The following is a 10,894-nucleotide window of genomic DNA, read 5'->3' on the forward strand; positions in this document are numbered from 1 at the left end:
GGCTGGGGCATCAGGGGTTGGGGAAGTGGGGATAGACATGGCTTCGGAACAGCTGCTCCAGTTTGTGGCGCTGTGCCTCGTCGTCGATCTTCTGGAGTCTGGCTCCGTAGTCGTCCTGAACAGGTACGTTGTAGGTGGATTCGGCGCCCGCTTCCAGGCTGGGGATCCAGGTGGAGTGGATCGTGAGCCCGATGGCGAGCCCGGGGTGGCTCAGCTTGCACAGCGGGCCTGCAGCCAGCCGGGCGGCATCGAACAACCAGAACGCGCTGCGGTTGGGGTCGTCGCTGTCGTTCACGATGCAGATCAGATAGCCGTTGCGCTGATCCCCCTCACCGCCGCGGCGTGGCACGAACTGGGCGGAGGTGCCGAAACAGCCCGGCGGAAAGACGTAGTGATCATCGACGCGCATGCTCTTCGTGTCGAGATGGCAGAGGGTGCATGGCCGGCTTTCGGCGGCGATGCGCTCCACCTCCTGCCGCGGCAGGGTCCGCTTGGTGTAGCGGGGACCTCCGTAGAGCTCTTCCGTGTACTGGGGTAACAGCTCACCGCGGGCCCCCCAGCAGTTCCAGAAGATGGAGCCGAGCCGGGGGATCGGGGTGACCCCGTCGGGTATTCCGTAGGCGTAGATGGCCACCATCCAGGTGAGATCGATGTGCTCGAACTGCTCGGAGCGCATAATCTTGCCGCTGAGGGAGTCCACCTCGTAGCGGCCGAACAGGTTGATGTCGCTGCCGCTGGTGGCCATGCCCACGGTGGAGGGCTTGAGGGGACTGTAGGGAAAGTCGTCGTAGCTGCGGGTCCATTCGGCGGGATCCCAGCCTGTGTTGTGACCCATGTGCAGGGTGATACGGCCGTCGTTCTCCTCGTGATCAGCCAGGAAATGTGCGGTGCTGAATGGAATCACCAGACGGGTGGCCACCACCTGATCCCGCTCCCGCGTCAGCTGGTCGCGGTCGATGAGGTAGATCACGGCCTCATCGGATTGTTTGAAATCCAGCAGGCGTCGGATCAGGGCATCGAGGCTGGGAAAATCCGGTGTAGGGGCTGTGAGCAGCTGTTCGGCCCCCAGTTTGAACACCGTATCCATCAGGATCAGATGGTTGGAGGTAATGGCCATCTGGTGCATGCTCTGGAAGATGCGCGGCTTCACCAGCTCTTCACCATCGCGCACCAGCATGTTCCAGCAGTGCAGTTCAGAAGACCCATCCCAGGCCAGGATGTGAACGAAGTCCTGCATTTCGCTGGCGCTGTTCAGCAGCATCTCCGCGACCGTCACCAAGCGCTTCCATTCGAGCAGGTGATCCTGGGTGGTGCGGGTGCCTTCCGGCAGCTTCTCTTTGGTGAGCTGCAGCAGTTCATCCACCACATCCCGCTGCAGATGGGGGCGTTGCACGCCGCTGTTGCGCTGCGGCACCAGCCTGTCGATCCGCGGCCAGAACCAGCCCGCCATCGTCATCACCAGCTTGAGCAGCCAGCCCAGCAGCTTCTGAACGATGTCGATGTCCACTAGCAGCAGCAGCCCGAGAGGTCCGCTCAACCAGCCGAGCAGTCGCTTCATGGTGGCGATCAGTTCCCTCACCTCCTGCTCCACCTCGGCGTCGCTCTGGGTGAAGGGTGCCCCCGCATCCCCACTCAGGATCGGATGCATGGCGGTGCCGATCGATTTGCCGTAGTTGAGGGTGTACAGCTGGGCCCGCTGGCTGACCGGATCGGGGGTGTGATCGAAGACCGGGTGTGCCGTGGTGGTGACGATCGGGAAGGGAAGGGGCAGGGGAATCTGTTCCTGCCATTCGTGGTTGAAACCGATGGGCGTTTTGATTTCCAGGCTGACTGGATCGATCTCATAGGGCCGACCCGCATCCCAGGTGATCAGCATCCGGATGCCCTCCTCCGGGGTGAAGCGCACCGGGATCAGGGCGGTGTTGATCTCATTGCGAAATCCCAGCTGGAATGACAGCCGCGCCATGCCGTGGTTGCGGTAGCGCATGTCACCGTAGGCGGGATCCGTCTCGCAAGCCAGATCGGTGTAATAGCAGGGGGTGTGGGGAATACGGCTGGTGAGCCGCGCCGTTTCCGCGCTGAAATCGATGCGATAGATCAGGGGATCACCGTTGAACAGCGGGGTGCCGTCCTGGTTGGGCTGGATCAGGTCGGACTCCGGCAGGATGCGGTTGTTGAGGGAACCGCCGGGACCGATGAAGAAGGCGTGGCCGTGCAGATCAGGGGGCAGATCACCCTCGGTGACGGTCAGGGGCTCGTCCTGGATGGGGGTTCTGCTGAGCAGGGTCACGGAACCCGGGAAGGCCACCGGCAGCGGCGGACGAACAGGATCCATGCACCATCATCCTGAAAGGCTATCCAGCTGACTCTTCAGCAGGGGAGCGCTGAGCTGGGTTCGCCATGAACCTGAAGGCCGATCCTGTTGCCGGACTTATCACCACCTCCCCCAGCCCGCAGGATTGTCAGCACCAGCTCCGGTCCTCCGCATCGTGAGGGATGGTGGAGTGCCGCTGTTCGCCGAGGCTGAATGGGCCGCCGAGCTCGAGCCCGAGGCCCAAATCGGACTACAGGGCTTCCTGTCGCGCCACTTCGGCGTTCTGGCTGCCTGAGCTGGCCTGCGCCGCTGGGGCCGCGGCAGGCTGTAGGGCCTGGCTCTGGCGATAGGCGGCCAGTTGATTCTCGATCTGGAGGCGCACAATCTCCCGGTATTCCATGAAGTGCTCGTTGTGGGCACAGACGGCGAGGTACTGCTCGGTCACCCTGGGGTTGGAGATGAGAATGTCGATCAGGTGATGCCAGAAGGCCCAACGGGTGGAGCGCTTGATTCCCTGACGCCAGCAGACGATCAACAGTGCCCGGATCACCATTGGATCGGGAAGTTTGAAGGCGCTCTTCACCCTGGCGGGGCCGAGCTTGAGGAAGTAGCGATGCACGCGGTTGAGGTAGTTGTGCGGTTCGTAGAGCTTGCAAAACGATTCCACATACTCCTGGGCGATGTCTTCCACTGGCCGGGTGGGCACAAAGTTCATCAGGGTGGTCTGGTTGATGTTTCCCACCTTGTCGATCAGGCGGCCTTCTTTTTCGAGCCTGTGCCAGAGGGCGGTATGGGGCAGGGCCTGAAGCATGGCGAAGGTGGTGGTGGGAATCCCCGCAGCTTCTGAGAATTCAACGATGCGCTGGCCGGCCCCGATCTTCTCGCCATCGAAGCCGATGATGAAGCCGGCGATCACCCTCAGGCCGGAGCGGGTCACCTTGTCGACCGAGTCGAGCAGCGGTGAGCGCATGTTCTGGAACTTCATGGTGGCCGCCAGGCTGTCGGCATCCGGGGTTTCGATGCCCATGAAGACGGCGGCAAAGTTGCAGGCCAGCATCTGATCGATCAGCTCCTGATCATCAGCGAGATCGAGCGAGGCCTCGGTATCGAAGCGGAAGGGATAGCCATGCTCCCTCTGCCATTGCTCCAGGGCGGTGAGCATCAACTTGACGTTGCGCTTGTTGCCGATAAAGTTGTCATCCACCATGAACACGCCGCCGCGCCAGCCGAGCCTGTAGAGGCTGTTGAGCTCGCCCACCAGTTGATCGGGTGTCTTGGTGCGGGGCTTGCGGCCATAGAGCACGATGATGTCGCAGAATTCGCACTGGAACGGGCAGCCGCGCGAGAACTGCACGCTCATCGAGTCGTAGGCCTTGAGCTCGAGCAGGTCGTAGCGGGGGATGGGTGTGGAGGTCACATCCGGCTTGACGCCATCGGAGCTGAAGCGTCCTCCCGTCTCGCCCCTCTCCCAGGCCTCCACGAACATCGGCAGGGTGATCTCCCCTTCATCGAGGATCAGGTAGTCGGCCCCGGCGGCCACGAGCTCCTCGGGGGTGGAGGAGGGATAGGGACCACCGACGGCCACTGGCTTGCCGTAATGACGGGCCAGATTGATCTGGCGAATGATGTCGTCTTTCTGAACGATCATCGCTGACATGATCACTAGATCAGCCCACTTCCACTCGTCTTCGCTGACTGGCCTGATGTTGACATCAGCCAGCTTGAAGGTCCATTCCTGGGGCAGGATGGCGGCCACTGTGATCAGGCCCAGCGGCGGTAGAAGCACCTTCCGGCCCACCAGTTCAAGGATCTTTTCGTAGCTCCAGAATGTCTTGGGAAATTCAGGATAAACGAGTAGAATATTCATCAGTTCGTACCCTTTTTCAGTCTTCAGGTGTTGACCGAGGATGGCCCCGTAGGAGGATCATCGCACGGCTGGCCTCATTTCTTGTTTTGCTTCAGCATTGATCACTCCAGCGTGGGCTCATTGGGAGCGCTTCGGAAGGAGGAATCCAGCCTCTGAATGAATCGCAAAGCACTCAATTGCACCAGCTTGATGCAACCGAATGTCAGCGCTTTCTGCTCTGCGGCAAAGGACAGACAGGCCGTTACATCCTTATGGGTGAGCGGGGGGAAGTGCTGCCACAGGCGGCGTGGTGGATGGTGCGCTGGCCGGTGGCGGTGGCAGCGGTAGCGGGTGGGAGGGTCGATGAGGGCTTCGCTCTTGCGCAGGGTGATGAGCCGCAGGTCGGTGAGGGTGGGCGCCGCGCTCGTCAGGTACGGCGAAGGCGGCCGGCTCGCCAGGATGATGACCCCAGCGTCAGGGCCATGCCCAGGCAGCTCCAAACCACGAGAGACCAGTGCCGACAACAGTGACGACACCAGTGACGACACCAGTGCCGACAACCACGTTCGCGGAGTTTGCCCAACGGGCCGACTATTCGCTGATGGATTCACTGCATGCGGATCCCCAGGCCACCGGCGATGGCCACGATCACCGGCCCCGCCAGGTGTTCTCCGGTCATTACGTGCCGGTGACACCCACAGCGATTCCAGAGCCGGAGGTCGTGGCGCACAGCAGAACCCTCTTCAATGAGCTGGGCCTGAGCGATGCGCTGGCCCATGACGACCAGTTCCGCCGTCTGTTCTCAGGCGACATCACGGTGGCCCAGGAGCCGATGCGACCGGTTGGCTGGGCGACCGGTTATGCCCTCTCGATCTACGGCAGCGAATACATCCAGCAGTGCCCGTTCGGCACCGGCAACGGCTACGGCGATGGCCGGGCCATTTCCGTGTTCGAAGGCGTCTTCAACGGCAAGCGCTGGGAGATGCAACTCAAAGGCGGCGGCCCGACGCCCTACTGCCGGGGTGCCGATGGACGCGCCGTGCTGCGCTCCAGCGTGCGCGAGTTTCTGGCGCAGGAGTTCATGCACGCCCTGGGGGTTCCCACCTCACGGTCTTTGACGCTGGTTGTGTCCAGGTCTGAAACCGTGCGCCGGCCCTGGTACTCCCCGAATTCCAGCTCGTTCGATCCCGACATCCTGGTGGACAACCCTGCGGCAATCACCACACGGGTGGCTCCATCGTTTCTGCGGGTGGGCCAGCTTGAGCTGTTTGCCCGTCGCGCCCGCAGCGGTGCTCATCCCGATGCGCTGAACGAGCTGCGGATGATCGTGGCGCACCTGATCGAGCGGAACTACCGGGAGGAGATTGATCCGGGTCTGGAGTTCAGCGATCAGGTGGTGAAGCTGGCGGGATTGTTTCGCGATCGGCTCACTTCACTGGTGGCCCACTGGATGCGCGTTGGCTACTGCCAGGGCAATTTCAACAGCGACAACTGCGCGGCCGGTGGCTACACCCTCGACTACGGCCCCTTCGGATTCTGCGAACTGTTCGATCCCCAGTTTCAGCCCTGGACCGGCGGCGGTGAGCATTTCTCCTTCTTCAACCAACCGGTGGCGGCTGAAGCCAACTACCAGATGTTCTGGTCCGCCCTGCGGCCGCTGCTCGAGGGAGACACGCAGGCCCTGGCACGACTGGATCAGATCCGCGAGGGCTTCGCAGGCGCGATGCAGCAGGAGATCGAGGCGATGTGGGCCAGCAAGCTCGGCCTGATCAGCTACGACGCCGCGCTGGTGAACGAGCTACTTGAGCTGATGGTGGCCTCCAAGGTCGACTACACGATCTTCTTCCGCAGGCTGTCAGCTATCCCTGAGCAACTCTCTGCCCTGAAGGAGAGCTTCTACCTGCCCAGCTCCGAGCAGCTCGATGGGCAATGGACGCAATGGCTGCAACGCTGGCGGCATCAGGTGACGATTAGCGGCGACCTGAGCGCGACATCGGCAGCGATGAAGCGCGTGAATCCCGCGGTCACCTGGCGCGAATGGCTGATCGCCCCGGCTTACGAACAGGCGGCGCAGGGTGACTACAGCCTGGTCAGGGAACTGCAGGAGGTGTTCAGCCACCCCTATGCCGCGCTGCCTGCGGAGCTGGAGGCAACCTACGACCGTCTGAAGCCCAGGGAGTTTTTCAACGCTGGAGGGGTGTCCCACTACAGCTGTTCGTCCTGAAGGGCGCTCAGGGCAGCACCCGCTCGGCCAGCTGCTGCAAGCGACGATCCATGCTGATCAAGGTGGTGGCTTCCCGCCGGACCAGCGCCTCGGACTGCAGGTGGCGATCGGGTTCTACCCGATCCACCAGATCGCGGGCATCGGCCAGCAATTGGTGAGGATTGAGATCAGCCAACTTCCTGGCTCGGTGAAGTTTCCAGAGGGTGTTGGCCACCTCGCTGAGCATCAGCTCCGGGAGCATCACCAGCGCCGCCTCGCGGATTTGCTCCGTCACGCCAGCAGCGGCGGGATCCCCAAGGATCAGCCGCACGGCCGCCGAGGCATCGAGCACACAGGCGAGAGCCATCATCGCTCGCGGTCGGCGCGGATCAACCCTTCCGGCGTCTGATCCCCGGCCAGGGCAGTGGCCAGGGGCCCGCGCCGCGCGAGGCGATTGAGCACCAGGCGGCGACGCTCGCGCGCATCATCGCCGGCGATGGCCTCGAGATCCACCAGCTCCTGCTGGCTGATGCTGCCGCTTGTTCGCCTGGGCGCGGTGCTGCAGCAACCGGTGCAGCGGCTCGGGCAGGTCGCGGATCTGCAGGGATGGCAAGGAACAGCTAGGCAGCCACGCGGCGGGATCTCCCGCTCCAGCCCTCAGCGAATCGCCACTCTGAGACCAATCAGTCGTGTTCCTCTGGCTCTGTCAGTGGAACAGTGAGGGGCCGAGGGCCAAGCTGCGGGTGATGAACTGAAGGGCGATCACGGTGGGGCTGTATCTGCCATGTACGCGCAGGTTCAGGCTCCGCGATGAAAAGCGTCAGAGGACATCGATGAACGTTTCCACGTCGATGCCTGCCTGGCGAAGCGCACTCCCAAGGGTTCCCACCACCAGATCCCTCCGATGCAAGGGCACCACACAGGTGACGCTGGTGTCGCCACCCTCAGAGTTGGCCGACTGTCTTCGCAGCACCACATGGCTGCCTTTCTGGCGCACGATCTCGAAACCGAGCGCTGCAATGCGGCAATGACGGCTGATGCCGGCAGCCGAGGCAACTTAGGCAACGTTCGCGATCTGCCGCGTAGGCGAGGCAGGCCAGCACGTCGTCGTGGCTGAGCTGCGGGAAGTCTTCCAGCAATTCCGCTTCACTCATGCCGCTGGCCAGAGAACCGAGCACATCTCCCACGGTGAGGCGAGTGCCACGAACGCACGGCTTGCCGAAGCGGACCGCCGGGTTGATCGTGATCCTTGCCTGGATGTCCATGGATCAACGCTAAACCGCCAACGCCAACTCCGGAATGAACGCCGCCGGTATCGCTCTGTGCAGCCGCCAGCGGATCGCCATCGGCCGCTCGCCCTGGTGGCTCACGTAATCGGCAAAACCCAGGCACAGGAACGGCAGCGTCACCCCGCCACGCCTGTTCTCCTCCCGAACAAACAGCATCACCTGGCTGCCGCGCTCGGCGTGGTGGATGTAACGCTGCCCGGTGGATGAGGATTGGCGGGTGAGGCTCTGGCTCTCCCAGTGAAATTCACGGGGGGAGATGGCGTAGTCGTTGTAGCGGGTGGTGGGGGAGAACAACCGCTCACTCTTCTTGAGGGTGATGAAGAACACGTCGCAACGGGTGGCCTCATCGAAGACCACACCCTCGCGGCCGGGGAAGGGGCGGGAATCGTTCAACAAGCCAAAGGCCGCGAACACTTCGGCGCGGGAGTAGCGGCCGTGCAAGCGCAGGGGCACGGGCGGGGCTGACGCATCGGTGCCCAGGAACGGCCAGACGAGCGGCGCCACCAGGTGGTCGGTGCGCTCCAGCAGCAGCTCGAACAGCTCCACCAGCTCGGCGCGGAGGTCGGCGGCGGCCCAGAGCCGGAGGAGGGCCTCGGCCAGGGGCAGGTGGTGCTGGCCGCTGCCCCAGAGCTGGGCCATCAGCATGCGCCAGAGGCGCTCGGTGGCGGGATCGAAGCCGGCGGGATCGGGGGGCGCAGGCCGTTGCAGCACCTCGGCGTAGACGCGCAGCCGACCGGGGTCATCAAGGTGGAGCAGGCCGCCGGCGATTCCCCGCCCCAGGCGCTTCTCATCGTCTGTGGGCTCGGTGATGGGCTGGCCCGAAAGCTCCCCTGAGGCCGCCCCCGGCGCCAACCACCCCAGCTCCCGCTGCAGCAACGCCCAGGAGCCCGCCACCTTGTAGAACTCCCCCACCTCCATCCCAAGCCCCTCCAGCAACCCGACCAGCGAACAGCGCCGGAGGCGGCGGGCTTCGGCGAGCAGCTGGGGCCGCCGCGTAGGCAGCGACTCGCGAAGGTTGGCCAGCACCCGCTCGCTCGACATCCGATCGAGCTGCAGGCTGCAGCCGCCCGGCAGGAAGGGAAACCCCTCCTTGATCTGCTGTTCCAGCTGGTCGCGCGTGCCGCCGAGCAGCGAGCGGTAGCGCAGATCAAAGCGGAAGCTCCGGTGGGCCTGGCCGATGAAATCGAGCACCGTGAGGCAGCTCTTGCCCCGGCAGAGGCGCAGACCACGGCCGAGCTGCTGCAGGAACACGATCGCGCTCTCAGTGGGCCGCAGGAACCGCACCGTGTCGATCTCGGGGATGTCGAGGCCTTCGTTGAACAGATCCACCGCGAACAGGATCTGCAGCTCGCCGGAGCGCAGGCGGCTGATCTGCTCGGCGCGCTGCTCCCGGGGGCTGGACGCATCCAGGGCGGCGGCGCGCAGGCCGGCCGCCACGAACTTGCGGGCCATCCAATGGGCGTGCTCCACGCTCACGCAGAAGCCCAGGGCCCGCATCGCCGCCAGGTTGGTGACCTTGTCTGCCAGTTCGCGCAGAATCAGGCGCAGGCGGGCGTCGTCGGCGGTGTAGAGGTTGGAGAGGGCTTCGCTGGCGTAGCCGTTACGGCGCCACTCGATCTGCGACAGGTCGGTGCCGTCGTGGAGGCCGAAGTAGTGGAACGGGCACAACAGACCCTGCTCCAAGGCGCTCCAGAGGCGCAGCTCGGCGGAAATGCGGCCATCGAACCAATGGAGGATGTCCTCGCCGCCGGTGCGTTCGGGGGTGGCGGTGAGGCCCAGCAGCAGGACGGGCGCCAGGTGGCGCAGCCAGCGCTCGTAGCTGGCGGAGGCGGCGTGGTGGAACTCATCGACGATCACCACGTCGAACGTGTCCGGCGCCAGGTCCGCCGGATCCAGCCCAGCGAGCGACTGCACGGAGGCGAACACATGGCGCCACTGGCTGGGGCGCTGGCCATCCACCAGCAGCTCGCCAAAGGAGCCATCCCTCAGCACCTGGCGGAAGGTGGCGAGGCTCTGCTGCAGGATCTCGCGCCGGTGGGCCACGAACAGCAGGCTCGGGTGACCCGGACCGCCCTGGCGGGCGTAATCGAGGACGGCGACCACGGTTTTGCCCGTGCCGTTGGCGGCCACCACCAAGTTGCGCCAGCGGCCATGGAGGCTGCGCTCGGCCAACAGCTTGTCGAGGATCTCCTGCTGGTAGGGGTGGGGGCGGAACTGCTGTTGAAAGGGCTGTCTTGATTTGGCTGCAGAAGCCAGAGGCCTTGCTACGGAAGTCCCGATCACCCTTCCCCCAGCCGACCCAGCCATAACCGCCCACCATCGGCAATCCTGGAGTCAGCCATTCGAATCCCGATGCCGCTCCGCTCGGCCAGGGAATTCCCGATCACGCCAGATCCAGGGGCTTTGGAGGGCACCTATCAGGACTGCCGGGCGGCCCTGGTGTCGGCCAACCGCTCCCGGGGCGTGCTCAAGGCCCAAAGCGACCGGCGGGGGGTGGTGATCACCGAGCTGCAGCGGGAGCTGGTGGAGCTGGAGATGGATCTGGCCGATGAGGCCCGGGCCAAGGCTCGGCTCCATGCCCTCAACGCCAAGCTCGGCACCGTGATCCGCGAACTGGAGGAAACCGGCGATGCGATGGTGGGCCTGATCGATGAGAGCGAGCGCCAAAGCGGCTTCTGGCTGGTGGAGATGTTCCGCCGGTTGGTTCAGCAGGCCACGCGCTGGCGCCAGGTGAAGGCCAAGGCCGTTGCGCTGGCGGCTGAAGCGGCCGAGGCGAGCACTCCCGCGAGCCAGCTCGGCGGAAAGCCATGAGCGCGGGTCCATCGATCGCTGATTTGCTGGAGCAGACCAACCGGGAACTGGTGGGCACCGATGCCCGGGTGTACCGCCGGGTGGCGAACCATCTGCAGCGCTCCGGTGCGGCGCTCCAGGACCTCCAGGATCCCCAGCCTGCGGGAACCCAAGGCCCGAAAGCACTGCTGGGCAAGGGGAGTTTCCTGCAGCAGCCCGCGGCCAGCCTCAAGCGGCTATGCAAAGCGCATGGCATCAAGGGGTACTCCAAGTTGCAAAAAGCCGCTCTGGCCCAACTGCTGGAACGCCATGGAGTGACCCCACCGCCGCCGCCATTGGAGAGTTTCACTAAGCAGGAGTTGATTGCGCTGGTGCGTCAGTTGCTGGGGGAGGGTTAGGCGATCGCCCCGCACGTGCCTGAATACCCCCAAAACTGCCCCACCCCAGGCAGA

11 protein-coding genes are annotated in these 10,894 nt (G+C 64.3%); 3 read left to right on the forward strand and 8 right to left on the reverse strand.

Translation table 11 applies throughout. The features are described 5' to 3' along the window. Window positions 1-10 precede the first annotated feature (10 nt). The 3 genes from KBY67_RS05570 to KBY67_RS05580 form a co-directional block, all read right to left on the reverse strand. Window positions 11-2,335 carry a carotenoid oxygenase family protein gene (locus KBY67_RS05570; RefSeq protein WP_255109603.1) on the reverse strand — a complete coding sequence of 775 codons (2,325 nt, stop codon included), beginning with the start codon at window positions 2,333-2,335 and terminating at the stop codon, window positions 11-13. A gap of 229 nt (window positions 2,336-2,564) precedes the next feature. Then, window positions 2,565-4,181, reverse strand: a complete 1,617-nt coding sequence (locus KBY67_RS05575) for a B12-binding domain-containing radical SAM protein (RefSeq protein ID WP_255109604.1) — start codon at window positions 4,179-4,181, stop codon at window positions 2,565-2,567. Between the two features lie 101 nt (window positions 4,182-4,282). Further along, entirely contained in the window at window positions 4,283-4,684 is a 402-nt protein-coding gene (locus tag KBY67_RS05580) for a hypothetical protein (RefSeq protein WP_255109606.1), read from the reverse strand. Window positions 4,685-4,761: 77 nt separating this feature from the next. Here KBY67_RS05580 and KBY67_RS05585 point away from each other — a divergent pair, with 77 nt between their 5' ends. Beyond that, window positions 4,762-6,384, forward strand: coding sequence for a YdiU family protein (locus KBY67_RS05585; protein WP_255109786.1), 1,623 nt, complete (start codon window positions 4,762-4,764; stop codon window positions 6,382-6,384). A 7-nt stretch (window positions 6,385-6,391) separates the two neighbouring features. Here the strand turns inward: KBY67_RS05585 and KBY67_RS05590 are convergent, their stop codons facing one another. The 5 genes from KBY67_RS05590 to KBY67_RS05610 form a co-directional block, all read right to left on the reverse strand. Next, window positions 6,392-6,730, reverse strand: a complete 339-nt coding sequence (locus tag KBY67_RS05590) for a type II toxin-antitoxin system VapC family toxin (protein ID WP_255109608.1) — start codon at window positions 6,728-6,730, stop codon at window positions 6,392-6,394. Continuing rightward, the gene (locus KBY67_RS05595; protein WP_255109611.1) at window positions 6,730-6,876 is read right to left on the reverse strand and encodes a hypothetical protein; all 147 of its coding nucleotides are present in this window, start codon (window positions 6,874-6,876) and stop codon (window positions 6,730-6,732) included. Before KBY67_RS05595 ends, KBY67_RS05590 begins: the two co-directional genes overlap by 1 nt. A 307-nt stretch (window positions 6,877-7,183) precedes the next feature. Then, window positions 7,184-7,360, reverse strand: coding sequence for a type II toxin-antitoxin system HicA family toxin (locus KBY67_RS05600; protein WP_315855553.1), 177 nt, complete (start codon window positions 7,358-7,360; stop codon window positions 7,184-7,186). Next, window positions 7,308-7,628: a DUF433 domain-containing protein gene (locus KBY67_RS14900; protein WP_399213990.1), complete on the reverse strand. Its 321-nt coding sequence runs from the start codon at window positions 7,626-7,628 to the stop codon at window positions 7,308-7,310. The genes KBY67_RS05600 and KBY67_RS14900 overlap by 53 nt, the downstream gene beginning before the upstream one ends. Window positions 7,629-7,637: 9 nt before the next feature. After that, window positions 7,638-9,935, reverse strand: coding sequence for a DUF3427 domain-containing protein (locus KBY67_RS05610; protein ID WP_255109616.1), 2,298 nt, complete (start codon window positions 9,933-9,935; stop codon window positions 7,638-7,640). Between the two features lie 69 nt (window positions 9,936-10,004). Between KBY67_RS05610 and KBY67_RS05615 the strand changes: the two genes are divergently transcribed. Both KBY67_RS05615 and KBY67_RS05620 read left to right on the forward strand, forming a co-directional pair. Next, window positions 10,005-10,463, forward strand: coding sequence for a hypothetical protein (locus tag KBY67_RS05615; RefSeq protein ID WP_255109619.1), 459 nt, complete (start codon window positions 10,005-10,007; stop codon window positions 10,461-10,463). Next, window positions 10,460-10,840 (forward strand): hypothetical protein, encoded by a 381-nt coding sequence (locus KBY67_RS05620; RefSeq protein WP_255109621.1) that lies wholly within the window; start codon window positions 10,460-10,462, stop codon window positions 10,838-10,840. Before KBY67_RS05615 ends, KBY67_RS05620 begins: the two co-directional genes overlap by 4 nt. The last annotated feature ends 54 nt before the right edge of the window (window positions 10,841-10,894 follow it).

The sequence above is a fragment of the Synechococcus sp. RedBA-s genome (assembly GCF_024345495.1).
Lineage (GTDB): Bacteria > Cyanobacteriota > Cyanobacteriia > PCC-6307 > Cyanobiaceae > Regnicoccus_A.